Genomic DNA, 24,655 nt, shown 5'->3' on the forward strand with positions numbered 1-24,655 from the left:
GCCCGTTTGCGGGGATCCGGACACCGGCCGGGTGGGGCACAACCCACCCGGCCGGTTCGTTGCTTGGCTGGGCTCAGCGTCGGTGGGGCCGGCGGGCCAGGGACAACCAGCCGAGGAACCTGGCGTGCATCGCGGGCAGGTCCGGGCGCAGCCCCAGGCCGTACACGTCGTCGATCGCCTCCTGCATCGACGCGGCCAGATAGAACGCCAGCGCGATCGAATGACCGTAGAACTCGGCCACGAGGGCGAGCCGAGCCGGACCACACGGCCAGGGCGCGGCGCAGTTGCGGCACAGCCACGCCGGGCGCATCGGCAGGTGCGGGCGAGGGCGCGCGATCATCCGACCCGCACCGGCCCTCGCCGGCAAGTCCACCCGCAGCGGCGCGAGCGGCGGGAACTGCGTCGAGGTGGCAAGCAACCTGCCCGGTGTTGTGGCCGTGCGCGACTCGAAGGACGTCACCGGACCGGCATTGACCTTCGCCCCAGCCGCCTGGGCCGCGTTCGTCGCCCAGGTCACCGAGCGGCCGTAGATAACGCCAGACGCAAGAGCGCCCGACCCCGAGGCGGAGCGGGCGTGGGTGCATTGGGCTGGCATGCCCACTTGGCGCACGATCGAGATCCTCTATGCAGTTGCCGGACTCCTCGCGCACATCAACTGGCCCGCCAACTGCGGTTTCGTAGCGGCGGCAGCCACCGCCTCGTCTTGGGTCCACACGACCTTCGAGACTCGGCGGTGGCTGCTGCAACGTCTACGGACAAACGACACCGTCACCGCAGTTCACAACAGATCTCTTGCTGGAATGTCGAGCCGCCTCACATGTCCCTGTCCAGCTGCGCGGGAGGCGGTGGTGTCAGCCGAAGAGGGCGGCGGAGATGTCGGCGTAGAAGAGGGCCGGGTCGCGGGAGAGCGAGGCCTTGACGTTGGCGGTAGGACTGTCGGCGATTACTTCGAGCTTGCCCGCCTCCAAGCCGTCCAGGGCCATGGCGACCACCTCGTGGGGCGGGAGTTTAGGGATGTCGTAGGCGGCCATCATGTCGGTGTCGGCTATCGCCAGGGCGAGGGCGGTAACCTGGGTTTTCTGGTCGGCCAGCTCAAGTCTGATGCCATTGGTGAAAGACCATTCGGCGGCTTTGGAAGCGGCGTAGCCATTGCTGGCAGGGGCGAAGGTGTACCAGCTCAGCGCCGAGATGACGTTGAGAATGGCACCCCCGCCGAGCCTGGGAGCGAAGGCGCGGGTGACGTTGAGGGTGCCCCAGAAGTTGGTGTCGAACTCGCGACGGATGTTTTCCGTGGAAGGGCCGAGCAGGGGTGCATTCGTGGAGATGCCGGCGTTGTTGATGAGGACGTCGAGGTCGCCCACCTCGGCTGCGGCGGCCTCGATGGACGTCGGGTCGGTGATGTCCAGGTGGAGGGGGACCACGCCGGGGATGTCGATGCTCTCAGGCCGGCGGGCGGTGGCGTAGACGGTGGTGGCACCGCGGGCGAGGAGCCCCTCGGCGAAGGCCTTGCCGAGTCCACGGTTGGCACCTGTTACGAGGGCTTTCGTACCGTTGATCTGCATGCCCCCCACGCTAAAACCTAACGTTAACGTCAGAGGCAAACATTTGCGAGGTGGGTCACTGTGCGGATCGGGGACGCGGGCGCGTCGGTGATCGGGCTGCTGCCACTCGGCCCCCGGCCGCGCCTGGCGACCCGTCGCACACCCGGGTACGACCACGGCCACCTAAACGCGACCAGCCCCGAGATCCGCCACCGGACTACCCGTTCACGGCTGGAGGACGAGGCACTAGTTACCGACGCCGAGGCTCGACATGAACGCCGCCGGGTAACGGTCACCGCGCGCGGCACCCTTCGGCACGGCCGCCTCGATCTCTTCGAGATCATCGGCTGACAGCTTCACGTCCAGCGCCGGCAACGCTTCGGCCAGCCGCTGCCGGGTGCGCGCACCGACCAGCGGAACGATGGACGGGTCCTGCGCCGTCACCCACGCGATCGCCAACTGCGCCACCGTGCACCCCTTCGCGTCAGCGACCCGGCGCAACGCCTCCACCAGGGCGAGGTTGTGCGACGCGTTCTCGGCGGAGAAGCGGGGACTGTGGTTACGCGGATCGTCCGCCCGCCCCGGCACCCAGTTTCCCGAGAGCAGGCCACGGCTGAGCACCCCGTACGCGGTCAGCCCGATGCCCAGCTCCCGCAGCGTGGGCAGCACGTCGGCCTCGACCGCCCGCGACAGCAGCGAATACTCAATCTGAAGATCAACAACCGGATGTACGGCGTGCGCCCGCCGGACGGTCTCCGCGTCAACCTCGGAGAGCCCCACATATCGCACGTGACCGGCGTCGATCATCTCCTTGATCGCGCCGATCGTGTCCTCGATCGGCACCGACCGGTCGAGCCGGGCCGGCCGGTAGATGTCCACGTGGTCGACGCCGAGCCGGGTCAGCGAGTAGCTCAGGAAGTTCCGCACCGAAGCCGGGCGGGAGTCCTGACCGGCGAACCGCATGCCCGGCCCCACCTGCTGCCCGAACTTCACACTCAGCAGATAGCTGTCCCGGTCACGTCCCCGCAACGCCTCCGACAGCAGCAGCTCGTTGTGCCCCATGCCATAGAAGTCACCGGTGTCGACCAGCGTGACCCCCGCGTCCAGCGCGGCTCGTACCGTGGCGATGCTCTCCTCGCGATCGGCCGGGCCGTACGCGCCCGACATACTCATCGCCCCCAGCCCCACCGCGGAAACCTTGGGACCCGTGTTGCCCAGAGTGCGTGTCTGCATCGAAACTCTCCCTCATCGCTCGATCTCGGCTCCACCCTGCGCCGCTTTCCGGCCCGCCGGCAGCGGAGCGCTTATCGTGGGAGCGCCGCTCCCTGGCTCGATGCCCAGTCCCCGGGGCAGCATGGAGGCATGCAGCGTGAGCAGCTCGCCGACTTCCTGCGGCGCCGGCGCGAGGCCATCCGCCCCGCCGAGGTCGGCATCGCCGACGGCCCCCGCCGCCGCACCGCCGGCCTACGCCGCGAGGAGGTCGCCATGCTCGCCGGCATGTCCGTCGACTACGTCGTCCGCCTTGAGCAGGGCCGCAGCAGCCAGCCGTCGACCCAGCTGCTGGGTGCCCTGGCCCGGGCCCTGCGCCTGACCGACGACGAGCGAAGCCACCTGTTCCACCTGGCCGGCCACCAGCCGCCGCCCGCCGACGGCATCGCCCGCCTGGCCCGGGCCGGCCTGGTCCGCCTGCTCGACCTGGTGGGCGACACCCCCGCCATGGTCCTGTCCGACCTCGGCGAGGTCCTGGCGCAGAACCGCATGTCGATCCTGCTCACCGGCGACCACACCGGGCTGACCGGTGACCGCCGCTACGTCGCCTACCGCTACTTCACCGACCCGGTCATCCGCGACCTCCACGGCCCCGAGGAGTGGCAACGGCACGCCCGCCAGCAGGTCGCCGACCTGCGCGCGGTGGCCGGCCGGAGGGCCGGCGACCCGGCCGTGACCGGCCTGATCGAACGGTTGCGGGCCGCGAGCGACGACTTCCGGCGGCTGTGGGCCGAACATGAGGTGGCGGTGCGCCGGGCCGACCGCAAGACGTTCATGCACCCGCGCGTGGGCCGCATCACGATGGACTGCGAAACCCTGGTCACCCCCGACCTCGGCCAGCAGCTGCTGGTGCTGACCCCGGCCGACGCCGAGGCCCGGGAAAAGCTTGAGCTGCTGCGCGTGCTGGGGGTCGAGGAGTTCCCGGCCGAGTTGCCTCACTGACCCCTGTCGCAAACTGCCGCCGAGCTACACAAACACGGCCATGCGCCAGTGCCCTCGCCATGCAGCCATTCGGACGTGGTCGCATCGAAACAGTCGGTCGCCGATCACCGTCGGACCCCAGCCTGACCCAGCGCGACGCCAACAACCGATACCACCGGATGAACGGCGGCCGCGAGCCAGTAGCCGACGTGCGCACTGTTCGGGACGTTGCGGTAGCAGGGTTGGCCGGCGATGCAGTGGCCGTTCGTGCTTCCTCCGGCCACCGGAGAGTGCTCGTGTGGCTTGTTCGGGTCTGCCGGTCGCGGGGCGCGGCCCGGACCGCAAGCAGGCGATGTAAGCGCCCCGGCCGGCGCGGCACCAGTGCCGTTGCACCATAGTCAGATAATCTTTATATTGGCGATCATGTCGAAGGCCATGCGAGAACCGACGTTCTGGATCCTGACCGCACTGGTCGATCAACCACGGCACGGGTACGGCGTGATCCAGACGACCGAGGCGCTCTCCGAAGGCCAGGTCAGGTTGCAGGCCGGCACCCTCTACGCGGCGCTGGACCGGTTAGCCGCCCAAGGACTGGTCGCGATCGACAGAGAGGAGACCGTTGAAGGGCGTCCTCGGCGCTACTACCGCCTCACCGACGGCGGCGCGGCGGCACTCGCTGAGGAGACAGCGCGATTGGCCCACAACGTTCGCACCGCATCGCGGCGGCTGAACGCCACGCGGCCTGGCCCGGCGTTCGCATGAGCCGCCGCCTCGCCACCCCATATCGCCTGCTGCTGCACGTCTACCCGAAGGGCTCACGTCGCGGAGAACTGGCAGACACGCTGCTCATGGCCGCCGAGGCCGGACACGTCCGGCCCGGCCCTATTGAGACGCTCAACCTGCTTCGGCAAGGCATGCGGGCCCGACTCGGTCGCCCACTTAGCAGAGGCGTGGTCGTGCTGGCAATCTTCGCCTCAATTATCTCCGGCTTTCTGAGCGCGTCGCTGGCGAACCGTATTGGTTGGGAGGCGGCGCCGGCGCTTCCAACCGGCGCAGCGTGGACTCAGCTCGCCGAGATGCTCACCCCAGGCTTATCAGCACAATCGTACGGAAGGTCGGACGACCCCTTCCGCAACAACGGTGGTGAGACCGATGCGGCGTCGGTCAGCTACGTCACCGATCGAACGCCTGCGACCGAGGACGTCGATGCCTATCTAGCCGGCCTGCAGCAACGCCTGGAGGCGGCCGGCTGGCGCGTCACCGACACCTACTCGACCAGCCCGACCGACATCGAAACCGGCGCCCGGCAAAACAACTCGCAGGCGTTGACCGCACGCAACGGCGCACTCGTGCTGTCGTTCGAGGACTACTTCGACGCAGCGTACGCCGAAGGCGGGCTCAGGGTCTCGATCTACCGGGCGGAACCGCGGTGGCTCACCGGTTCGACGCTCGCCGTCGGCCTGCTCGGTATGCTGGCCGGCTGGCTGCTAGTCGGCTGGGCCAGCCGCCGTCTCGAGCACCGTCCGTGGGCCGCTCCTCTCGCGGCCACCGCCGCCATTGGCGGTCTCGTCTTGCTGATCCCCGCCTGGCTGCTCGGTAGTCTGCAATTCCTGGGCACACTGTCCGACACGGCCGTGCCTGACTCGCCGTTCTGGCGTGGCCTGGTGCCCACCGACGAGTTTGGCGGCATGGCCTACCCCGCCGGGGCGGCGATAACAGCAGCCATCGCCGTGGCCGTGCTCTGCCCGCCCCGCCCCGGCCCGGCCCGGCCCGCACTCGCCACCGACCCGGGCTCAGCCAGTAATCTGACCCACGAGGCCAACCTCGACCAAGATCAGAAGTAGCCGTCGACCGGGCGCGGCGTCGCGCCGATCACCATCTGCGTCGTCAGGGCGTCAAACGCCGGCCAAAGTTGACCAAGAACGACCATCGACACCCGGACATAGAACCAGCTCAGAGCCTTGATCAGGTCTCTGAGCTGGTGGGCGACGGACGAGTCGACCTGTACGCCGGATTATGAACGTGAAACACGCCCTGAGCAGGCGGTTCGTTCGCTTGATACCTGCTCAGGGCGTCGCCAGGGCGTCAGAGATGCGGCGGTATGAGCGCCAGCTAACGATAGACGACCGCTCAGTCTTCATCGGAAACGATCGGTACGACCCCACCGAAGAGAGCGTCAATTTCTTCCACCTGTTCTGCGGTTAAGCTAGGTGGGCCAACGAGCGGAACTAGCGAGATCGTGAACCCGACTTCATTCCTCGGAGCTTTCAGAAACATGATCCCGATGGTTAGTTTTCCTTCTTCATCCCCTACAGCCGGATGCCTACTATGTCGCAGGTGCACTAGCGCATTGAAAAGTGGAACACACTCCGAAGGATGCACTTCCGTAAGGCCAAATACGAATTGAATGCCGCTGGAATGCTCCTGGACAACGAGATAGTCAAGCTGAGAGGTTAGGCTTTCAAGCCGAGAGATGACCTGCGCCGCAACAGCATTGCGCATTGAAAATGACAGGCAGTCAAGCTTCGCCATGATCTCAAGACGAATTCGCTCATGTTCCGGCAGGAAGTTGCACTCCGAAATAGAGCGATACAAGTTTCGCCAGAATACTTCACACTCAGGCAGAGGACGCCCCATTTGGATCAGCGGCAGAGTTGGATCAACGAGGGCAGGTTGAGCATCAACACGATTGCCAGGTCTCTGAATAGATCGGCCCCCTAGCATCACCTGCTGATTGAAGCGGACGAGTTCCTCACCTAGAGGCACCATCGGAAAAGCTGTTACGCCGTACACATATCTATGAACTCCGTAGACGGAGCACAGCTGCCCCAGCAAGAACTCCCACTCGTACCTCAATAGGAAGAGGGTAGGATTCTTTGCACCAGTCTGATCGAGTGTGACCTTCGGCGGATCAGGATGGTCAATTACTACAACATTGCAGACAATAAGGCCGTCGGCATCAATATCGACCTCACGGCCAGCACGATTAGAGAATCGCCCTCCACCAGCCAAGCGAAAGGTCCTGAAGCTCCCATCCGCCTGCCCCATACCCTTTTTGGCATGCTTCCGAATCCACCGTTCCTCCTTCGCCGGATCGCCCGAGGCCGAGGCGGGATCACGGGTCTTCACTTGCACACTCAACGCCAGCTTTCCGGCCACAATTAGTCCATCAGTGACTTCTTTCGGTGCGCCCCCCTTCAGGACCTTACTCGGGTTGAAGACAAAATCAGGGACCGTGAAGTCTGACGCTGCCTCGCGAACCCGCTCCTCAACCAAATCCGTGAAGACGCCTTCCCCTGATATCGCCGAAGGCACGTCCGCTGCTTGGATCATCACGCCTTCAGACGTTTGTATAAAGTAGACGCGGGTCATAAGTAGATTATGCTCAATCAAGACGAGGGCACCAAGCCAGTATCCTCGCTCCGCACTAGACGCCGCAGGGGTGGCACTCTTCAGCGTCACCGCGCATCAAGCCGTGTCCCCGTACGGTTCGCCGCCGTGGACCCACCCGGGGAGCTGAATAGATCGTCGATCGCGTTGCGGGTACGTTCCTCACTGGCCGGCATCAGGTGCGTGTACACCCGGAGCGTGAAGCCGGGGTCGGCGTGCCCGAGGTACGACGCGAGCGCCTTGATGCTCTCCCCCGCGTCGAGCAGCGACGAGGCATAGAAGTGCCGTAGCGCGTGCATCCCGGTCGCCCGGGTCGGCGTGATGCCGGCCGCGAGCACGGCGGGTCGCCAACTCTTGTTGTCGAAAGTGCGCCGGTTGATCGCACCTCGCCGCGTAGTGGTGAACAGCAGCGGCACCGTGACCCGCTCGTCATCCGCCGGGTTCTCCCACGGCAGCGTGAGTGTCACCGGGTCGCAGTCCTTGATGTGCTGCCGCAGCACCTGGGCGACCGAGTCCGGCAGCGGCACCCGGCGGTCCCGGTCGTTCTTGGGCAGGCCGAAGACGAGCCGGGAGCGGACGAGTTTGACCTGACGCGAGACGTGCACCCATCCCGCGTCAAGGTCGATGTCATCGACACCGAGCCCCAGGATCTCGCCCTGTCGCAGCCCGCAACCGGCACCCAGGTCGACCATCGCGCGGTACCGCTGGGCAAGGCCACCGCGGATTGCCGAAACCTGGTCGTAGCGCCAGGGCACCACCCGACGCTGAACCGGTCGCGGTGGCTTGACCGACTTTGCCGAACACGGGTTCTTGACGATCCGCTCGTCGTCGACAGCCGCGCCGAGGATGGTCCGTAGGTGGGCGAAGACCACGGCCCGGGTCGCCGGGGCAAGCTTGCCGACCATCGCGGCGTCCCACTCCCGGATGTGGCCCGGCTTGATCTCGGCCAGCTTCCGCGAGCCGAAGAACGGCAGCAGGTGCTTGCGTACCCGATACTCCGTGCTCTCCCGAGTCGACTCGTCGAACGATCGTGTCCGGAGCCAGGTCTCGGCGTACTCGGCGAAGGTGATCCGACCGGCCAACGGGTCGACGTAGGTGCCACGCAGCTTGTCTGACTCGGTGGAGACGAGGAAGGCGTCAGCCTCCCGCTTGGCCCGGTCCGGGAACGACTTCTTGCGCTCCTTGCCGTCCGGCCCGATGTACCGCACCCGGTAGCGCAGGCCCTTGCCGAACAGTTCCGTCTTGACCCGCTCCGTTCGCCCTCCCGGGTGCCGCAGCGTCTTGTGCCAGCGGTCCTCTACGTGTCCCATTAGGCCGCAGCCTGCTCACGTACCCATGACCGGACTCTCTCTGGCTCGTACCGCAGGTGCCGACCGACCCGAGCCGCCGGCGGACCGTACTTGACCTTCCGCCAGCGGTACAGCGTCTCGGTTGGTACCCGCAGGTACGCCGCCACGTCCTGAACCGTCCAGAGCCCATCGTTCGCCGCCATCAAAGCTTCTCCCCCGTTGTGCCGTCGGTTCCCGTTCTCGTTTCGGCGTTGGGGAGCTGCGCGGCCCGGTCCTTCGCGGCGAGGAGTTCGGAGCGCCAGCGGGCACGTTCGCTGATCGACCGCAGCAGCCGGTGGGCAATGGCCGGCACGTCGGGGTCGTCGGGTCGGGCGAGTTCCCAGGCGTGCCGGACCGGTTCGACGGTCGCGCCCTGGTCGTCGACGTCGTCCAGGCCGACGCTCACGCCGAGCAGCGTCCGCACCCAGGCCCGTACGTCGTGCTTGTGGTCGGAGAGCGTTTTGCCGGACCAGTCGCGGGAGATGAGGATGCGCCGGCCGCCGATGCCGAGGGTGTCCCGCTGGTGGACCTTTCCCTTGCACCGGCCGGGCCTGAGCTTCGCGTGTGACCCCTTCGGCTGGACGCCGTAGAGCAGCCAGTTCGCGCAGCGGTCGGTGCACGGGGTCAGTTGGAGTTCCTGCCACAGCCGGTCCAGGTGCGCCCGCTGCCGACCGCTGGTGATCTTGTGGACGTCGCCGGTGTGCTTGGTGATGTATTTCGTGACGTACCGGATGGTCCGCTCGGCGTCCTCGGTGCCGGGCATGACCCCACGGGCGTCGACCTGGGAGCCGAAGCGCACCACGTGCACCGGTTCGGCGTCCCGGTCCTCGTCGATCGCGTCAAGGGCTTCCGTCCAGGTGGTCAGCGGCTCGCGGGTGTCCGGGTCGACCCATGTCGCCGCCTGCTCGTCCCAGACGGGGAGCCGGTCGAGGGTGTAGCGCTGGACGTCGACCGAAGGCCACCACACCTGGTGGTAGGTCGCCGCCGCAACCGTCCGCAGTACGTCGCGGGGAATGGTGCCCCGGATGGCGAAGTGCGCGTGTGGGGCGAGACGGCGTTGCGGCTCGACGCAGCCGGCGTACTGGACGTTCCAGCCCTCACACCGCCGAAGGTTCTGCCAGAACCGGTCCAGCAGCCGAGGGAAGTGCACCGCGTCCCAGGCTGCGCGGCGGTAGTCGTACCGGTCGGGGTTGACCGGGGTTCCGTCGGGGCGGACCGGGCCGTACGAGTCGAGGGTGAGGGTCAGCCACATCGACGGCCGGTAGGTCGAGCCGTCCGGCGCGGTGTAGGTCTTGCCGACCGTGCGGCGCTCGACCTTGCGGCGAGGCAGGTCCGGGGCATCCTGCCGCCGCCGGGTGGAGCGCTTGCGGCGCCAGCCGTTGTCCTCGTCGCCCTGGTCCTCGTCGCCGGTCGAGTGCGGCGGCGCGATCCGTCCCCGGAGCCCTTCCGCCGTGATCGCCTCTTCCACCTCCTGGATCGCCTCGTCGAGGTCGGTGACCTGGTCCCACTGGCTCGCCCGGGACGCCTCGTCACGGGAGAACTCCAGGTGCCCGCGCAGCAGGACAAGCGCCTTCTGTTCCTCGGTCGCCGGCTCCGGTGGCGGTAACGGCTCGTCGTCGCGGTGCCAGCCTTCCCGGATCTGCGCCTGCCGCAGCCGGCGGTTCTTCTTGGCGCACGGGGCGCACTTGTCCTCCCGGGTTGCCCCACAGGGCAGGTCGATGACCTCGGTCAGCCCGGTGTTCAGGTCCGTGCGACGCATGGCGAGCGGTCGGACGCAGACGCCGTACTCGGCCGCTATCTCCTTGAGCACGTCGACCGAGCGGGGTAGCGCCATGCGGGCCGCCCGCGACCCCGGCCGAGGGGCAACCGGGGTCGGGGCGGGTTCGAGGCCGGGCAGGGTCGGAGCGGTCATCGAATGATCCCGACGACGTGCGGCCGGTTGGACGGGACGACCGCGCGCGGAGGCACCACCGCCGGGACGCTGGACGGCATCGGCTCTGCCGAACGGACCGGGTCGATGTCCGTGGTGGGACGCTCGGGTTCGTCGTACTGGTACGCGGAGGGCTGGTCCGGCTCGTCGGCCGGCATGGGGACCGGCGCGTTGGACAAGACAACCTTGACCAGTGCAAGGAACGCCAGCGACGGCACCGCCGCCACGATCCAGCCCCACACCGACGCTTGGGCTTCCGCGACCTGGGCCGCGAGGGACAGCAGCGCGAACGCCACCAGGAGCGAGCCGACCAGGCCGACCGGGCGACCGGCACGCCGCCGGGCACGGATCTCCAACCCGAGGTAGATCGCCATCAGCTCGACCGCTACCGCGTTGGCCCAGCCGATCCAGTCGGGCTGGCCGTGGGCAACGGACAGGTCGTGAACGTGGGTGAAGGCGGCGGCACCGGCCATGGTGCCGATGGCGAGCAGGATCACCAGGCGTACCGCCGATTCGGTGCTCTTGCTCATCGCCACTCCTCCAGCGGCTTCTCGCGGATGGTCAGGTCGATACGGATGCGCCGGCCGTTCATGTCGGCGCGGCGGTTGACCATGTGCGCCACGCCGTGTAGGGCGGCAGCGGTCTGGTCGGAGGGGCCGACGAGCCGGATGCGCAGCGGACGCCGGAGCCGGTCGATGAGGCGGGTGAAGGGGTTCACGGCGGTTACCTCCGGGCCGGTCGAATGTCGGTGCGGATGTAGTCGGGTGGGGTGCCGAGCGCGGCGACCGCTTCGGAGAGGCAGCGCCACAACGCCCACGCCTCGTCGGGGGTCAGGGACATCCGTCGCCGGCCGGCACCAACCGCCAGATAGACGGGGTACGGGTCGGGCCGGTCCGGGTCGACGCGGACGGAAACGGCGGTGACCGGTTCGGGGGTACGCAGCCGGTAGAAGCGCCGGCCATTCGTCGTGGCGGTCATCGGCCGTCACCGCCGGTGTCCCGGTCGAGCAGGTTGCGCAGGGATTCGGGGAGCAGCGGCCCGGACGGCTTACGGGGCAGCGGAAGCCGGGCCGGTTCGGTGGCGGTTTCCCGGCCAACCTGGGCGAGGATGTCCGCCGCGTCGGCCGGAGCCGGGTACTGCCGCGCCATCTCGTGGATGTCGTCGTCGCTGACGTACGAGAACCGGACCCGCATCGGGTCGGGAGCGCCGTCGAGGATCACGTACCCGACGCCCTTCGCCCACCGGGGCATCTGGTCCGCGAGCGCGCCCCGCTTGCGGGCGCCGTCGCCAAGAACCATGTCGACCTGTGACGCCTCGGTCAGGCCCAGCGCGATCCGGGTCGGGAACAGGTCCCGGAACGGCAGTACGTCCTTGCGCGGGTCCTGCAACGCGGCCACCACCAGGACGCCGACGCCCGCCCCCTGGGACAGCAGCAGCCCCAGCGACGACGCGATGCGCTTGCGCAGCTCGACGTCTTGCAGGTACGCGGTCAGCGCGGCCATCTCGTCGATGACGACCACGACCAGGGGGTCAGCCTCGGTCGGGGTGTGGACGCGAACCCGGCCGGCGAGCCGGTTCTGCCGCTCCCGCAGCACCTCCACCGCTTCGTCGAGCAGATCTGCCATGGCCTCGAACGACTTGCCGGCGAACCGGGCGAACATGGGACGGCCGAGCGCGAACTCCATCCCACCCTTGGGGTCGATCACCCACAGCCGGACGAGGCCAGAGGTGATCCCACCACCGAGCACCCGGACCAGCGACCACAGCACCGAGCCCTTACCGGACCGGGTCGCGCCGCCGACCAGGACATGCGTGGAGAGCAGGTGCAACGACCAGGTACGCAGGTCTTCCCGCCGTGCCAGCGGTAGCGCGGTGAAGTCCGGCACCGCCGGGACAGCAAACGGCGGGACCACTGTCCGCAGCGCATCGGTACGGACCAGCGCCAGGTAGACCAGCGTCGGCCGGTCCCGAAACCGCACCCGGTCGACGAGCCGCAACAGCCACGCAGCCCGGCCGGTCCGGGTCGGAGGGTCGCCCGGACGCTCGGAGTAGATCCGCGCGTGCCGCCGCCCGAACGCATACGCCAGGTTGGCGCTGACCGCCTGGAACTGCTCCGGCGTCTGCCCCCGAACCATGCGGACGGTCAGCACGTCGAGCGCCTGATCCGAACGCACCCGCAGCAGCTCGGGCAGGACCGGACGATGGTCGTACATCTCGGATAGCCCACAGAGAGTCACGGCTTCCCGCCACGCACGCCGGTAGACGAACACCCGCCGCCAGGAGCCGAGCAGCGGACCCGCCAGCCAGGTCCACCAGGACGACTCGTCACGCCAACGCCACACCGACGAAGCCGTGGCCGCCAGCACGAGCGGCACTACCAGGCCGGGCCAGTCGAACTCGACGTAGAGCCAGAGCGCCAGCACCGTCGAAGCCGTGGCCACCGGGTGCCGCAGGCACCACCAGAGCACCCGCCCGGACCACCTCAGCAGCAGGCCGAGCAGCACCATCCAGAACGGCAGCTTGAGCTTCTTCGGCCGGATCACCAGCAGATCCCCGGCCGAGGTCATCAACACCTCACCCCGAGGCCGCCCGATCATTTGGCACCACCGGCCAGGTTGAACCGGGCCTGACACACACCACACCGGGGCCAGCCACGGCCAGCCCGACGCCTACCCTTGGACACGTCTGCACCTCTCTCGACAGAGCAGGGGGAAGAGACACCGGGGCGGGGCTGCCGTCCGCCAAGACCTGACAGCCCCGCCCTGACCAGAACCGGCTACGCCGACGCCTTCTGGTTGACGCCCGCCGGGGCACGCAGCCCGGTCGCCCGCAGCGAGTACGCCATCCGACCGTTGTTCGCCACGTACGGCGTGACGGTCATCCCGTCGAACTCGACCGCCTCGAACAGGCCACCCGTGGGCGGCACCGGCTGGTAATCGGCCGAGATCTTTACCGTCGTCTCACGGGACCGCTTGCCAAGCTCAGGGTCGAGATCCATCACCCGGACCTGCCACACCCGCTGGCCGGTCACCTTGTCCTTGGCCGGCGACCGTCGGCCGGTCTTCTCGTCGTAGTCCTCGACCTCACCCAGGGACTCGGGCACCAGCGCGCACCCAGCCGGGAACACGTCCTCGAACCGCACAGCGAACCGCGTTCCGCCTCGCAGAGCCATGGCTCAACCTCCAACTTGTTAACTTGTCTGCCAAGTTGCGATTCAAGGTAGACGGCACTTGGCAGACAAGTCAACAACTTTGCTTAGGGCGGTGGAGAGGGGCCACTTCGGAGCGCCTGACACCCGGCGTCGCATCGACGTGAAGGCGACAAAGTCTTGGTAGGCCACAGTGGACCGAGCGATACTGCCTGGCTCATCACGGTTGGCAACGCAGAGAGTACGGAGAGCCCGTGACTACCCCTCAAGGCGACTCGCACGATCATGCAAGCAGGAGCGAGTACCACGAAAGCCCTGCGCACACCCAAGAGGAGTACCGGCAACTCGGAAGGGACTACGAGTTAGCTGTCGACCGACTGCGCTCAGCCAGATCCGCACAGTTCGCCTACTTGCTGGTCTTACTCTCCGCGTTCACGCTAGTAGCACTACTCGCCTATTCTGTGATTATCGGACTGTGGCGCGACCAACCCGTCGTGACCAGATACGTCGGACTCATAGCGCTTCTCGTGCTATGCATTGCGGCAGGCAATCTCGCAATCAGGAACCGTCGTCGAATTGTTGAAATCGACGTGGAGGTGCGGAACCTAAACCACGATCGCCAAAGTGCTGCCGCCGGAATGCCCACCGACTCACTTGAGTCACTTCGAATCTACCGCGAAGCCTCCCAAGACATCGTCACGCAATTCCGAGGGCGGGCAACCCGGAACCTGCGAGCACACAACACGGTCCAGGCAATCATCATCATCGGCTCCATCAGCGCTTCGACCACAACTGCCCTCATGGCGGGCGAGCACCCGCTGAGCTGGGTTTCTACCGGCCTTACAGCATTCATCAGCATTACGGCTGGACTCGCGGCCTACTTCAAGTTCCGGGAGCGCGGATACAACCTACAATCAACAGCAGACGAAATTGAGAAGCACTACAACGCAACCCAGTTCCGCCTAGGCGAATACGGCGCAGGCGACGCTGAAGCTGGGGATCCAAAATCGGACGCAGGCACTGAAGCAGAAGCGGCACGCCTGAGGCGATTTGCTGAGAATGTCGAACGATTGCGGGATGAGCAACGTAAGCGTGAGTTGCAGCTTGAACAATCCCCGGGCCAACGCGAGGAGCGCTAGCATCGGCCGATGTCGGGTTAGCGAGACCCTTGAGGGGGGTAGAGGAGACCTATGGAAGCGACACGCGCATCTGTCGATGAATTGCATTCACGGCCAGACCCCCTCGATGACGCCACAGTCGAAGGGCTAGGCGAACTGAGTAAGGCGTTGGAGACAATCCACCGGGTGCGCGGTCACCTATACGCCGCTCATCAGCTCGTCGGCGGGGCGGACCTCACCCTTGACCGTGTCGTCGAGCTACTCCGGCAGGCAGGACACGACGAGGTCGCCGACCGGGTGGAGCGGGAATTGCTGGGCCGGAACGTCCTACCAGGCCGGTGGACCTTCCAGATCATGGAGGAGTTCGACGACGGCTACTACGCGGCGTTTCAGGAGGTCGAGCGGTACGCCCGGGACAAGTTGGCCGGCGGTCGGCGGCACATCTACGAGGCGGAGATGAAAGAGCGACGGCGTACCCATGGGATGCCGGGGCATGAGGCTACGCCGCAGGAGTGACCGGCAGCCCGTTCGGGAGCATCGAGGCCAGGGCTTCGGCTCTGGCCTCGATGATCTTCATCCGGCCTTCGTACTCGACGGGTTCGCGGTGGGCGGCTTGGCTGGTGACCTGGCCGGGCCACTTGCGATAGAGCAGGCCGTGTTGGCGGGTGAAGTAGCCGTCGCTGATCGCGCTCGCGGCCAGAAGGAGGCCGGTGTCCTCGGAGGCAGGGAGCGCCATCCAGCCGCCGAGGGCCAGAAGCAGATCCCGGCGGATGCACAAGGTGGCGGGGTGAACCTGGGATCGGTAACCGTTCGCCTGCCAGAAGCTCAGGACGGCACCGCGGGCGATGGTTCCGCCTTCCGGGTCCTTGTCCCAGCCGAGGGTAGATCCGTCGGGCATCAGGTCCAGGACGCGGGAGGTGGTCCAGCCGATCTGCGGGTGCGCCTCGAAAGCGGCGATATCCCGGGCCAGGGCACCGGGGGTGAGCTGGTCGTCTGCGTCCAAGACCTTGACGTGTTGCCCGGCGACACGGGAAAGAGCGGAGGTACGGGCAACACCCGGCCCGCCGGGACGACCACCGCCGATGCTGATGCGAGGGTCGTCCGGCAGGACACCGTTCAGCGCGCCGGTCTGCCCGTCCTCCTGGACGAGCCACTGCCAGTCCCACCCGTCAGGCATCTCCTGCTTGACCAACGAGTCATACGCGCCGGTCAGGTGTTCGATGCTGGGCGCGTGAACTGGCGTGATGACCGAGACGAGCTGCGTCAAGTTTTCCACCGTTGAAGTTTGTGGGAGTAGACCAATTCCGTCCGGTCCCCCGGCATCACCACGTCGGCCACCTCGACAACGCGGCCCTTGGTGTCGATCGAGGTCTTGCGCACGGTGAGCACCGAGACGCCCGGGTCGATGTCCAGCAACTCGGCCTCGTCCGGCGACGGCGGGCGCGCGCGGATCTCGTCGTCGATCCGGTCCACCTCGATACCGAGGGTATGGAGTTGGTGCTGTGTGCCGCCCGGCCAAGGCTCCTTGCCCGCGTCGAGCAGGTCCGGGTTCGCCGCCACCAGGTCATACGGCAGGTAGGAGTACGACATTGTCAGCGGCGCGTTCTCATGCCGCGAGGTCGTCCAGTAGACCCGTCGCAGCAACGGCGCACCCGGCTCAACCTGCAAGGCCGCCGCCATGTCCGAATCCGCCTCCACGCGGGCGTACTCGGCGTGGAACTTCAGGTCATCGACGGTCAGGCCGGTGTCGTGCTCGGTGGCCCCGGTCTTCAGCCGCTCCGACTCGTCGAGTAGCGCCCGGTCCTTTTCCCACTGGTAGCGCTCGGCGTTGCGCCGCCGTACCCGCTGACGGGGTGCCCGCACGTAGGTGCCGCGTCCTTGCTCCGCGCGGACCAGGCCCCACTCCCGGAGTTGCCGGATGGCGTTGCGAACGCTGGTGCGGGACAGGCCCGACGAGTCGGCCAACTCCGTCTCGCTCGGCATCAGCGTCCCGGGGGCCAGCTCACCGCCCACGATTTTGGCCCGCAACTCTTCTGCGAGTTGCAGGTAACGAGGGCGCCAGTCCCGGCCTTGCACACCGGCCACCGTACCCCCTAGACGTTCCAACGTCTGCCAGGCGGTCCCGCCTGCCGGCCGCTCAGGCACTGGAGGCACGACGGCCGCTGGCCGCTTCGTGGACCGCACGCCCGTCGAGGGCATCCGACCGATGAGCCGCCGGTCAGCGGTGTTCATGGCACCCCTCCAGAGGTTGCCCCCTGGTCATCATCACCAGTCGGGCGTAGGTCAGCTCGTAGATGAGCCGGTCGAGCTGGATTCGGGAGAGCAGGACCGATTCGGTGGCACCGCTGCGGCTGGCGTCGAGCTTCACGGCCAGGTCGCGGCGACGAAATCGGTCGGTAAGCAGTTGCACGCTGATCCAACCGGTTCGCTCCCCGCCGATGGTCCGGAGCAGCCCGTGATGCATTGGATCGCTCGGGCCGCACCCCCGGCACCAACTCGGGCAGTCGGCAGGATTCGTGGACGGAGTCGACCCGCCAGCATTCGTGGCCTCTGACTCAGTCACCGGTGGCCTCCGTGCGGGTGCCCGCCTGGGCCAACAAAGAGCGCAGCCGCTCGGCCAGTTGGGCAGCCTGCGGGAGGGACAGCTCCACCCAGGCGATCCCGCCCCGGCTCGTCACGTGCACCGCGACCAGGGGCACGCGAGCGTCGGAGCCGACGAGGTACGAGACGAGCTGGCCGCTTTGCCGACTGTCGCCCAGGCGGTGCATCGGGCCACGATGACGGCGCGGCATGTGGGCCATCAGCGGCGGCACCAGGTGGCCGCATCGGTCGGGTGCGCACCACGCCGGGTGGCTACCGCTGGTCAGCTTGCCCGCGTTGCTCACCGAAGCCACCGCCCACCGTCGCCCCGGTAGATCTGGGCCGGTGTCATCAGCGGTGCGCTCCTCAGCACCGGCAAATTCCGAGTCGGCGCGTTCGCCCACGCCTGCATCGGCGTCACGCAGGGCGTACAGCGGCCCGAGGTGGCCGCGTTCCCGCCGGGACTAGACGGCAGACGTCTGCGGGACCTCCAGACCGAGAACCAACGCCGCCGACGATGAGAGCCAGACATCGCACCTCCACGGGTAGGCCGGAACCGGTGGTCAGCAACGCGAGAACGCAGCCGGCCACCGGTCCGGATGAGGGCGCGGCGCACCGTCCGACGCAGACGGGTCGGGTATCGCCGAGCCAGCTTGTACGCGCAGCTACCGCAACCGGTCCGACAGGACGCCGCGCGTCACGTGCGACCAGGAGCAACGCGAGACAACCCCTGATACAAGCCGTCATCCTGACCGCACAATCGGAAACGTACCTACAAGTGGATGAGTTGTCTAGACATGGAAACCTGCTCGCTGGTTGACACTTGATAAGACAAGTGCCAGGTACGGTGGCCGAGTGCCCACCCCGCACTACGGACAGCCCCGTTACCGCGTCATCGCGGACCAACTCAGGGAACGCATCGAGAGCGGCAGCATCCCGCCAGGTTCGCTCCTGCCGACCGAGAGCGCCCTTACCTCGGAGTTCCGGGCAAGTCGTGGCACTGTTCGTCAGGCCATAGCCGTCCTACGCGAGGAAGGCTTAGTCACCACCGAGCACGGGCGCGGCACCTCGACGAGGCCGATTACTCTCGGACACGACTCAAAGCAGGCCGCAAAATCCGACAACGAGCGATTTGAAATCGCTGCCGATGCGGATATTGCAAAACTCTTCGGCGTTGAGATCGGCACAATCCTGATCGGGCAGCAGCAGGTTCACCGACGCAACGGAGTCGTCGAGTCGGTCGTCAGAGGCTATTGGCTGCACCGCCCGGGACAGTAGAGGCACGATGTCTACAACCCCTTCCATGCGACAGGTTGACCCGCCATGGTTCCAACCTAGAGCCGACGTGGCCCGGAAACCTGCAATGCCTTGCTACGCTCCGGATGAGCCACCGGGGTGGCCTCGACCGACGTTTCTAGGGGAAACGATTGTCCAGCGACGCACGTGCCGAGGATCTGCCGCTCCAGGCTTCAACCGGAACAACGGGAGCCGCAGAGCCCGCTTTGCCCATACCTAAACCACGTCCAACGGTTACTCCTGCTTCAATCAGCTTTGAGCCTATCGGAATCTCCGGTGTCGCTCAGGCGGCAGTGGCTCTAGCCGTAAGCCTGGGAGTTCTAAGGCTGCTAGGGGTAGCTGGCGGCGACAGCCGGTTGGCGGTGTCAATTCTCAGAGAGTCGGGTTACACCGCCCCAATTGCGGCGATCCTTATCGACACTTTCCCGAGCGTCGTTCTCTACAGCATGCTTTACTTGATCGAGTATCGCGGGATGACGAAGGAGATTAGTCGGGCGAGCGGTGATCCAGTGTCGCAAGCATTCAACTGGAGCCACATTGCACTCATTGGACTAGGTCTATTGCTATTCAATTTTTCAGTTTGGTACTTCTTCCTTGCGTCGATTGCAGTCTTCGCCGCCTACTCCTATGCAGACAAAAAAGGACGAAAGCGGGCGAGAAAAACGGGTAAACGGCTCAGCATTCCTCAGTATAGGGCCGTTAAAAACAGTCACGTCTGGCTAATGCTTGCCTCTTCCCTAATCCCGTCAATCATCTCGCAGGTATCATCCACGACCCCTTGGCAGACCACTGAGTTGGTGAAGACTAGCGACGGCAAACAGATCGTCGGAGTTGTGCTTCGTGTGGACGAGAGATGGTCCGCTCTACTCACACAGAATCCACGCACCATTGAGTACATAAAGACCAGCAGCGTGGAAAGTCGACAGACATGTAAGCCCAAGGGCGATAACCGCAATCTCGTACAATTCATTGCACGCAATGAGCGCAATCGACATGGCGGAGTCAAGTGCCCCGAATAGCCAGCAACGCGGACGGATTCCTCAGACGCCCCTGCAGCCAGCAGGATCAGCCAGTCATGCTGACCGCCAGGATTTAACGTCCCCAGAAGTGGCAGGATGTCCACATACCCTGACTAAGCCTGCTGCACAAAACTTACTGTGATGTCTAAAATCGCCCTGGCCTGTCGCTGCGCCCGCTTCGCCTTCAGGTACTCCAACGCCACTTCAGCAATTTTCCCCGTCGCGGCACCAATCAAAGCCGGCGCAATCTTCCCGCCGGCTATTGCTCCCCCCAGGGTTCCGATACCCGATAGGGTGAAGTCTCTTACGCCTTTCTTGGCGGCAGCCATTGCAGGCGACTGCATCGCGGCCTTTTGAAGCTTTTCCCTGGCAGGAGCCAGTTCCCCATAGACGACACCCCTGGCCTCCCTCGCCCAGCTCCCATCACCGTCAGGGAGCCCATGTATCTCTCGTAATGCCGCCGCCAGGACTTCACGCCATTCGGCAAACTCGTCGCTAGAAGCCCGCAAGGACGTCAAGTCCCTAACATTCATCGAAATGTTAGGGACCGATATCGCTGCCAACTTTTGCAAATGCCTCTCCCTGCCGTCAATCACCGTGCCAGCTCGCTCGAAAACAAATCGAAGCAAAGCATCTTCAACCGAGCTCCGAGCGAGAAGACTGCAGGACCCAGGCCATTTTTTGGAAACATTGATTCCCGCTCCAATCAGCGCCTGCGAAGCAGAAACATCCCTGGTCATAGACGCCGGGTCAGCTCTTAAAGCACGCAATTGATTCAACTCTCGGTCGCACCTTACCCCCGCAGGCGATTGCCAGTCGGCATCCTTGAAATGCCCAAGGGCCGTTGACGGGTGCTGCGCGATCGACCGCTTTTGTATAAAAATCAGGGCATTGGCGTCTGCCAGCGGCTTCGCCGTCAGCAACACATCAAAAACCTCAAGTGACCGCCGCTTAATTTCTCGTGGTGTGCCATCGACGCTCATGAGCGGGTCTTGCATCATGACCTGATGCGAGTACAGCAGGAGGGTCATGGCTGCGCCGAAGTAACGGTTGAGCATCCCAGACGGAGGGCCAGGCAGTCCGTATCCACGATCACTATCGTGCAAATATGAAGGTAGCATCAGTGGACGCAGTTCCCCTTCATCGAGTGGGACAACATCACCACTCGGCGAATACTCAGCATGGTCTCTATGGAACTGCGCGAAATGCTGGGCCGGCGCTCTCTCGACACGCCGAATCAGTTCGATAGTCAGCGGCTCTCCCCACCATGCCAGAATAGAGGCATAGGGATCGGATTTGCTAATGTGGCGCAGCACGTAGTGCATGACCGCTTCCGGGGGTAAGAGTAGGGGACCTCATCATTGCAGAGAGACGCAACCTGACTCGGTAGGAGCGCCGGGCACTCCAGCCCGGTACCTGCGGCCGCCTTACAGCAACAGTGACAGCAACCGGCCCTTTGATGATCTCTGATTGTTGCATGGTGATCATCATTGCCGAATTTCTCTGTTTTGGATCAAGGCACCGCGCTTCGCGCGGCGCGGGCGGCAAGCCCGGCCGGCGGCAAGCCGCCCCGGTCGCCTTCGGCACCGGGGCGGTGAGCCACCGACAGCCGCCGGGACACCGCCCCGCAGACCAGAGGGATCAGCTCCAACCAGCCCGTGACGGAAGCCGACGGGTCTTCCTGATCGCGTGGACGGGGCTTCCGGCTGCCGCGCCAGTCCAACCCCGGGACTGGCTTGCCACCGAGTGTCTCCGAGCCTCGCCATGAGCAGCGCCACCGCCCAGGACGTGCCCGGCATTCTCGACAGCCCGCAGCAGCGCACGGAAGCCCCGCCAAGCCACCGAACGGCCGCTAGGACAAGGTGATGTGCCGGGCCGAATGCAGAACTACTGACCCAAGGCTCAGGGCGTCTCCAGGGCGTCAGGGCGTCGTCAGGGCGTCAAACGCCGCCCAATGTTGACCATGAACGACCATCGACGCCCGAACATAGAACCAGCTCAGAGCCATGATCGAGGCTTTGAGCTGGTGGGCGACGGACGAGTCGACCTGTACGCCGGATTCTGTGCGCGGCGCGTACCCCGAGGGGTTTGCGCCGGCGGCGGCCATCCATCTCGGCCTGCCGTTGCCGGCAGGCTCCAGCGGCCTACCCGCAGACATCGGGCGGGCAGCCCTCAAGCGTCTGCGCCGGGTCGTCATCTTGCGGTGACGGCCCTTGCTTGGCCTTGCTCCGGGTGGGGTTTACCGAGCCACCCCGGTCACCCGGGGTGCTGGTGGGCTCTTACCCCACCGTTTCACCCTTACCGTCCCCGTTGGGGTCGGCGGTCTGTTTTCTGTGGCACTTTCCCGCGGGTCGCCCCGGGTTGCCGTTAACAACCACCCTGCCCTGTGGAGTCCGGACGTTCCTCGGCGGCGGGCCGAAGCCCGCCGACGCGGCCGCCCGGTCGACTCGTCCGTCGCGCTCTCATCCTAACGACGAGGGTGCTGCCGGTATTGCCGCCCCGCCTGGGCAAGATCGCGCAGCTCAAGAACGGTCCGGCGAATGCGTGCCGTAGGGCGACGGCTAGCCTCGTGGGGCTATGGATCTCTCCCACGCCGCGCTGCTGCTCGCCGCCGGTCTCGCCGCTGGCACGGTCAACGCGGTGGCCGGTGGCGGTTCGCTGATCACCTTTCCGGCGATGATCGCGATCGGGTTGCCCCCGGTGCCGGCGAACGTCAGCAACTCAGTCGCCGTGTTCCCCGGCTACCTGGCCAGCGTGGCGGGCAGCCGGCAGGACCTGCCGCGCCCCCGCGCGCTGGCCACGCTGGTGCCCACCACCATCGTGGGCACGATCCTCGGGGCGTTGCTGCTGTTGGCCACTCCGGCCCGCGCGTTCGAGCTGGTCGTACCGTTTCTGGTCCTCGGCGCGACAGCGGTCCTGGCCTTCCAGGACCCGCTGCGCCGCCTGGTCGGTCACCCCCGGGACCTGTCGCCACGCCGGCGGACGATCGCGGTGCAGACGATGGTCGCGCTCGGTGCGGTGTACGGCGGTTACTTCGGTGCGGCGCTCGGGGTGATGTTGGTGGCCGGGCTGGCCCTGGTGCTGGACGCGACCCTGGCCCGGGTGAGCGCGATCAAGAATCTGCTCTCGGCGGTGGTGGGGTTCACGACGCTCGTGGTGTTCGCCCTGTTCGGCCCCTTGAACTGGGCGGCGGTCGCGGTGGTCGCGCCGGCCACCCTGATTGGGGGGTACGCGGGCGCCCGGCTCGTCCGGCGGCTGCCGCCGGTGGTGCTGAAGACGGTGATCGTGGTGTTCGGCACGACGATCGGCCTCTACCTGCTCTGGCGCGCCCTGAACTGACACGCCGCCCGCCCGGCGATCAGTAGGTCTCGCCGACGGGCTCGTGCTCGGTGTCGGCGGCGGCGCGGTTCCAGCGGGACCAGAGCACCCGCTCGCCGTAGCCGGCGGCCATCAGGTGCGCGAAGGCCAGGTAGACCAGCACGCCGACGGCGAGCACCCCGAAGCCGACCCAGAACGGCAGCGCCAGCGACTGCTCGGCGAGCTTGCCCGAGATGATCGGTGCCGGCGCGGCGGCGCCCCAGCGGACCAGGTTGAACGCGCCGGTGGCGACGCGCCGGTCGCTGGAGCCGAGGCCGAGCGCCAGGTCGGTGAGGTTGGCGTTGGCCAGGCCCATGCAGAGCCCGGCGAGCACCAGCACCACGAGCGCCTCGGCGGTGCTGGTCGAGGTGGCGAAGAGGACCATGCAGACCAGCAGCCCGGCGATGGCCACGCCGACGGTCTGTACCGCGCCGATGCGGTGGGCCAGCCGGTGACCGATCACCAGGATGCCGGTGGCCAGGCCGAGACCCCAGCCGGTGAACGCGAGCCCCAGCGGGATGATGTCCAGGCCGAGGAAGAGCGGCGTGTAGCCGAGCACCACGAAGAACACGAAGTTGTACGCGGCGGTGACCACGCAGAGGGCGATGAACGCCGGCCGGCGGTAGGTGGCGAAGATCTGGCCGACGCGTACCGGGGCCTGCCGGTTGGTGGGCTCGCGGAGCTTGCGGGAGGCCACGCCGAGGGCGAGGACCATGAAGACGCCGCAGACGAAGAACGGCAGTCGCCAGCTCACCTCGCCGAGCAGGCCACCGATCAGCGGTCCGACGGCGAAGCCGAGACCGAGGGCGGTCTCGAAGAGGCCCACCACCCATTCCCGGTCGACGGCCAGGTTGACCAGCACCACCATGGCGGTGGCGAAGAACATCGCGTTGCCCAGCCCCCAGACGCCGCGCAGCACGGAGAGCTGCACGATGTTGTCGCTGAACGAGGCGAGGATCGCGGCCAGGCCGACCACGGAGACGCCGGCGATGAGCACCGGCTTGAAGCCGAACCGGCCGCTGGCCAGCGTCGCCGGGATCATGCCGAGGGCCATGACCGCGATGTACGCGGTGAACAGCAGCTCGACCTGCCAGGCGGTGACCCCGATCGCTTCGCCGATGGCGGGCAGGATCGGGTCGACGACGGCGATGCCGGCGATGGCGAGGAAGGCCACCAGCGTGGTGGCGTAGATGGCACTGCGGTTCGGTTCGGAACGCCGATCCACTCCGACTCCTCAGATAGCTGTATCATACAGGTACTTATTCTGTATCATACAGCTATGAGCGACGACCATGACGAAAGCAGCGCCCTCGGCCGGATCGAGACCGAGGTGGCCCTGCTGATGCGCTTCGGCGAGGCCACCCGGCGGGCCACCGGCACCGCCGAGCACCGGGTGCTGGACCGCGCGGCGTACGTCATCCTGCGCCACCTGGCCGACGCCGGCCCGCAGAACGTCTCGGCGCTCGCCGCCCGGCTCAACCTGGACGGCTCGACAGTCACCCGGCAGGTGTCCGCGCTTCAGCGCGACGGCCTGATCACCCGTACCCCGGACCCGTCCGACGGCCGCGGCACTGTCATCTCCCCCACCCCGGCCGGTCTGCAGCGGATGGCCGCCGTCCAGGCCGCCCGCACCCGGCTCTACGGCGACATGCTGGCCGACTGGAGCCCCGAGGACCGCTCCACCCTGGCAGCCCTACTTGGCCGCCTCAACCAGGCCCTGATCAACCGCAACCGCCCCCGCTAACCCCGCCCACCCCC

27 protein-coding genes, 1 other RNA gene and 1 pseudogene are annotated in these 24,655 nt (G+C 66.6%); 10 read left to right on the top strand and 19 right to left on the bottom strand.

Annotated elements, in window-relative coordinates:
* Positions 1-73 precede the first annotated feature (73 nt).
* Positions 74-241 carry a hypothetical protein gene (locus PSH25_RS24035; protein WP_238661227.1) on the bottom strand — a complete coding sequence of 56 codons (168 nt, stop codon included), beginning with the start codon at positions 239-241 and terminating at the stop codon, positions 74-76.
* Positions 242-338: 97 nt separating this feature from the next.
* On the opposite strand from PSH25_RS24035, the gene PSH25_RS24040 reads away from it, so the two are divergent.
* Positions 339-530 (top strand): DUF397 domain-containing protein, encoded by a 192-nt coding sequence (locus PSH25_RS24040; RefSeq protein ID WP_238661252.1) that lies wholly within the window; start codon positions 339-341, stop codon positions 528-530.
* A gap of 321 nt (positions 531-851) precedes the next feature.
* Here the strand turns inward: PSH25_RS24040 and PSH25_RS24045 are convergent, their stop codons facing one another.
* Together PSH25_RS24045 and PSH25_RS24050 are read right to left on the bottom strand one after the other, a co-directional pair.
* A complete protein-coding gene (locus PSH25_RS24045) occupies positions 852-1,562 on the bottom strand; it encodes an SDR family oxidoreductase (RefSeq protein WP_238661228.1) in 711 nt (236 codons plus the stop codon).
* 225 nt (positions 1,563-1,787) lie between these two features.
* Positions 1,788-2,774, bottom strand: coding sequence for an aldo/keto reductase (locus tag PSH25_RS24050; protein ID WP_238661229.1), 987 nt, complete (start codon positions 2,772-2,774; stop codon positions 1,788-1,790).
* A 129-nt stretch (positions 2,775-2,903) separates the two neighbouring features.
* Here PSH25_RS24050 and PSH25_RS24055 point away from each other — a divergent pair, with 129 nt between their 5' ends.
* From PSH25_RS24055 to PSH25_RS24065, 3 genes are all read left to right on the top strand, one after another.
* Positions 2,904-3,752 carry a helix-turn-helix transcriptional regulator gene (locus tag PSH25_RS24055; protein ID WP_238661230.1) on the top strand — a complete coding sequence of 283 codons (849 nt, stop codon included), beginning with the start codon at positions 2,904-2,906 and terminating at the stop codon, positions 3,750-3,752.
* Between the two features lie 402 nt (positions 3,753-4,154).
* A complete protein-coding gene (locus tag PSH25_RS24060; RefSeq protein ID WP_238661231.1) occupies positions 4,155-4,493 on the top strand; it encodes a PadR family transcriptional regulator in 339 nt (112 codons plus the stop codon).
* A 194-nt stretch (positions 4,494-4,687) separates the two neighbouring features.
* Positions 4,688-5,575, top strand: coding sequence for a hypothetical protein (locus PSH25_RS24065; RefSeq protein WP_238661232.1), 888 nt, complete (start codon positions 4,688-4,690; stop codon positions 5,573-5,575).
* Positions 5,576-5,861: 286 nt separating this feature from the next.
* Here PSH25_RS24065 and PSH25_RS24070 read toward each other — a convergent pair whose 3' ends face one another.
* The 9 genes from PSH25_RS24070 to PSH25_RS24110 form a co-directional block, all read right to left on the bottom strand.
* Positions 5,862-7,103, bottom strand: coding sequence for a hypothetical protein (locus PSH25_RS24070; protein WP_238661233.1), 1,242 nt, complete (start codon positions 7,101-7,103; stop codon positions 5,862-5,864).
* Positions 7,104-7,189: 86 nt separating this feature from the next.
* On the bottom strand, positions 7,190-8,431 hold the full coding sequence (locus PSH25_RS24075; protein ID WP_238661234.1) for a tyrosine-type recombinase/integrase: 1,242 nt from the start codon (positions 8,429-8,431) through the stop codon (positions 7,190-7,192).
* Positions 8,431-8,613 carry a helix-turn-helix domain-containing protein gene (locus PSH25_RS24080; protein WP_238661235.1) on the bottom strand — a complete coding sequence of 61 codons (183 nt, stop codon included), beginning with the start codon at positions 8,611-8,613 and terminating at the stop codon, positions 8,431-8,433. The genes PSH25_RS24075 and PSH25_RS24080 overlap by 1 nt, the downstream gene beginning before the upstream one ends.
* Complete coding sequence (locus PSH25_RS24085) at positions 8,613-10,361, bottom strand: replication initiator (RefSeq protein WP_238661236.1); 1,749 nt, start codon at positions 10,359-10,361, stop codon at positions 8,613-8,615. The genes PSH25_RS24080 and PSH25_RS24085 overlap by 1 nt, the downstream gene beginning before the upstream one ends.
* Entirely contained in the window at positions 10,358-10,909 is a 552-nt protein-coding gene (locus PSH25_RS24090; RefSeq protein ID WP_238661237.1) for a DUF2637 domain-containing protein, read from the bottom strand. The genes PSH25_RS24085 and PSH25_RS24090 overlap by 4 nt, the downstream gene beginning before the upstream one ends.
* Positions 10,906-11,097 (bottom strand): hypothetical protein, encoded by a 192-nt coding sequence (locus PSH25_RS24095; protein ID WP_238661238.1) that lies wholly within the window; start codon positions 11,095-11,097, stop codon positions 10,906-10,908. The genes PSH25_RS24090 and PSH25_RS24095 overlap by 4 nt, the downstream gene beginning before the upstream one ends.
* Positions 11,098-11,102: 5 nt before the next feature.
* Positions 11,103-11,357: a hypothetical protein gene (locus PSH25_RS24100; protein ID WP_238661239.1), complete on the bottom strand. Its 255-nt coding sequence runs from the start codon at positions 11,355-11,357 to the stop codon at positions 11,103-11,105.
* A complete protein-coding gene (locus PSH25_RS24105) occupies positions 11,354-12,946 on the bottom strand; it encodes an FtsK/SpoIIIE domain-containing protein (RefSeq protein WP_238661240.1) in 1,593 nt (530 codons plus the stop codon). Before PSH25_RS24105 ends, PSH25_RS24100 begins: the two co-directional genes overlap by 4 nt.
* A gap of 209 nt (positions 12,947-13,155) precedes the next feature.
* Complete coding sequence (locus PSH25_RS24110; protein WP_238661241.1) at positions 13,156-13,551, bottom strand: transcriptional regulator; 396 nt, start codon at positions 13,549-13,551, stop codon at positions 13,156-13,158.
* 470 nt (positions 13,552-14,021) lie between these two features.
* On the opposite strand from PSH25_RS24110, the gene PSH25_RS24115 reads away from it, so the two are divergent.
* Entirely contained in the window at positions 14,022-14,666 is a 645-nt protein-coding gene (locus tag PSH25_RS24115) for a DUF4231 domain-containing protein (protein WP_238661242.1), read from the top strand.
* A 51-nt stretch (positions 14,667-14,717) separates the two neighbouring features.
* Complete coding sequence (locus PSH25_RS24120) at positions 14,718-15,161, top strand: hypothetical protein (protein ID WP_238661243.1); 444 nt, start codon at positions 14,718-14,720, stop codon at positions 15,159-15,161.
* Here the strand turns inward: PSH25_RS24120 and PSH25_RS24125 are convergent.
* From PSH25_RS24125 to PSH25_RS24140, 4 genes are all read right to left on the bottom strand, one after another.
* Positions 15,145-15,921 (bottom strand): glycosyltransferase, encoded by a 777-nt coding sequence (locus tag PSH25_RS24125; protein WP_238661244.1) that lies wholly within the window; start codon positions 15,919-15,921, stop codon positions 15,145-15,147. The two genes, PSH25_RS24120 and PSH25_RS24125, sit on opposite strands and share 17 nt — an antisense overlap.
* Complete coding sequence (locus PSH25_RS24130) at positions 15,909-16,730, bottom strand: GntR family transcriptional regulator (protein WP_238661245.1); 822 nt, start codon at positions 16,728-16,730, stop codon at positions 15,909-15,911. The genes PSH25_RS24125 and PSH25_RS24130 overlap by 13 nt, the downstream gene beginning before the upstream one ends.
* Positions 16,731-16,863: 133 nt before the next feature.
* A complete protein-coding gene (locus PSH25_RS24135) occupies positions 16,864-17,055 on the bottom strand; it encodes a hypothetical protein (RefSeq protein WP_238661246.1) in 192 nt (63 codons plus the stop codon).
* Between the two features lie 145 nt (positions 17,056-17,200).
* Positions 17,201-17,530 carry a hypothetical protein gene (locus PSH25_RS24140; protein WP_238661247.1) on the bottom strand — a complete coding sequence of 110 codons (330 nt, stop codon included), beginning with the start codon at positions 17,528-17,530 and terminating at the stop codon, positions 17,201-17,203.
* Between the two features lie 550 nt (positions 17,531-18,080).
* Here PSH25_RS24140 and PSH25_RS33735 point away from each other — a divergent pair.
* Together PSH25_RS33735 and PSH25_RS24150 are read left to right on the top strand one after the other, a co-directional pair.
* Positions 18,081-18,281 (top strand): annotated as a pseudogene (locus PSH25_RS33735) (GntR family transcriptional regulator); the annotation flags it as partial.
* Positions 18,282-18,652: 371 nt separating this feature from the next.
* Positions 18,653-19,540, top strand: a complete 888-nt coding sequence (locus PSH25_RS24150) for a hypothetical protein (RefSeq protein WP_238661248.1) — start codon at positions 18,653-18,655, stop codon at positions 19,538-19,540.
* A gap of 113 nt (positions 19,541-19,653) precedes the next feature.
* Here the strand turns inward: PSH25_RS24150 and PSH25_RS24155 are convergent, their stop codons facing one another.
* Positions 19,654-20,865, bottom strand: a complete 1,212-nt coding sequence (locus PSH25_RS24155; protein WP_238661249.1) for a hypothetical protein — start codon at positions 20,863-20,865, stop codon at positions 19,654-19,656.
* 709 nt (positions 20,866-21,574) lie between these two features.
* Positions 21,575-21,990, bottom strand: an RNA gene (gene rnpB, locus PSH25_RS24160) — RNase P RNA component class A.
* A gap of 127 nt (positions 21,991-22,117) precedes the next feature.
* Here rnpB and PSH25_RS24165 point away from each other — a divergent pair.
* The gene (locus PSH25_RS24165; RefSeq protein WP_112582620.1) at positions 22,118-22,879 is read left to right on the top strand and encodes a sulfite exporter TauE/SafE family protein; all 762 of its coding nucleotides are present in this window, start codon (positions 22,118-22,120) and stop codon (positions 22,877-22,879) included.
* Between the two features lie 19 nt (positions 22,880-22,898).
* Here the strand turns inward: PSH25_RS24165 and PSH25_RS24170 are convergent, their stop codons facing one another.
* On the bottom strand, positions 22,899-24,122 hold the full coding sequence (locus PSH25_RS24170) for an MFS transporter (RefSeq protein ID WP_238661250.1): 1,224 nt from the start codon (positions 24,120-24,122) through the stop codon (positions 22,899-22,901).
* 54 nt (positions 24,123-24,176) lie between these two features.
* Between PSH25_RS24170 and PSH25_RS24175 the strand changes: the two genes are divergently transcribed.
* Positions 24,177-24,641, top strand: a complete 465-nt coding sequence (locus tag PSH25_RS24175; RefSeq protein WP_238661251.1) for a MarR family winged helix-turn-helix transcriptional regulator — start codon at positions 24,177-24,179, stop codon at positions 24,639-24,641.
* Positions 24,642-24,655 lie beyond the last annotated feature (14 nt).

The organism is Micromonospora foliorum (genome assembly GCF_022229015.1).
GTDB classification, from domain to species: domain Bacteria; phylum Actinomycetota; class Actinomycetes; order Mycobacteriales; family Micromonosporaceae; genus Micromonospora; species Micromonospora foliorum.

Bases quoted from the DNA above. Each gene is read 5' to 3' on its own strand.
- PSH25_RS24045 (WP_238661228.1), bottom strand. From the start codon at position 1,562: ATGCAGATCAACGGTACGAAAGCCCTCGTAACAGGTGCCAACCGTGGA.
- PSH25_RS24050 (WP_238661229.1), bottom strand. From the start codon at position 2,774: ATGCAGACACGCACTCTGGGCAACACGGGTCCCAAGGTTTCCGCGGTG.
- PSH25_RS24055 (WP_238661230.1), top strand. From the start codon at position 2,904: ATGCAGCGTGAGCAGCTCGCCGACTTCCTGCGGCGCCGGCGCGAGGCC.
- PSH25_RS24060 (WP_238661231.1), top strand. From the start codon at position 4,155: ATGTCGAAGGCCATGCGAGAACCGACGTTCTGGATCCTGACCGCACTG.
- PSH25_RS24070 (WP_238661233.1), bottom strand. From the start codon at position 7,103: ATGACCCGCGTCTACTTTATACAAACGTCTGAAGGCGTGATGATCCAA.
- PSH25_RS24075 (WP_238661234.1), bottom strand. From the start codon at position 8,431: ATGGGACACGTAGAGGACCGCTGGCACAAGACGCTGCGGCACCCGGGA.
- PSH25_RS24080 (WP_238661235.1), bottom strand. From the start codon at position 8,613: ATGGCGGCGAACGATGGGCTCTGGACGGTTCAGGACGTGGCGGCGTAC.
- PSH25_RS24085 (WP_238661236.1), bottom strand. From the start codon at position 10,361: ATGACCGCTCCGACCCTGCCCGGCCTCGAACCCGCCCCGACCCCGGTT.
- PSH25_RS24090 (WP_238661237.1), bottom strand. From the start codon at position 10,909: ATGAGCAAGAGCACCGAATCGGCGGTACGCCTGGTGATCCTGCTCGCC.
- PSH25_RS24100 (WP_238661239.1), bottom strand. From the start codon at position 11,357: ATGACCGCCACGACGAATGGCCGGCGCTTCTACCGGCTGCGTACCCCC.
- PSH25_RS24105 (WP_238661240.1), bottom strand. From the start codon at position 12,946: ATGACCTCGGCCGGGGATCTGCTGGTGATCCGGCCGAAGAAGCTCAAG.
- PSH25_RS24110 (WP_238661241.1), bottom strand. From the start codon at position 13,551: ATGGCTCTGCGAGGCGGAACGCGGTTCGCTGTGCGGTTCGAGGACGTG.
- PSH25_RS24120 (WP_238661243.1), top strand. From the start codon at position 14,718: ATGGAAGCGACACGCGCATCTGTCGATGAATTGCATTCACGGCCAGAC.
- PSH25_RS24155 (WP_238661249.1), bottom strand. From the start codon at position 20,865: ATGCACTACGTGCTGCGCCACATTAGCAAATCCGATCCCTATGCCTCT.
- PSH25_RS24165 (WP_112582620.1), top strand. From the start codon at position 22,118: ATGGATCTCTCCCACGCCGCGCTGCTGCTCGCCGCCGGTCTCGCCGCT.
- PSH25_RS24175 (WP_238661251.1), top strand. From the start codon at position 24,177: ATGAGCGACGACCATGACGAAAGCAGCGCCCTCGGCCGGATCGAGACC.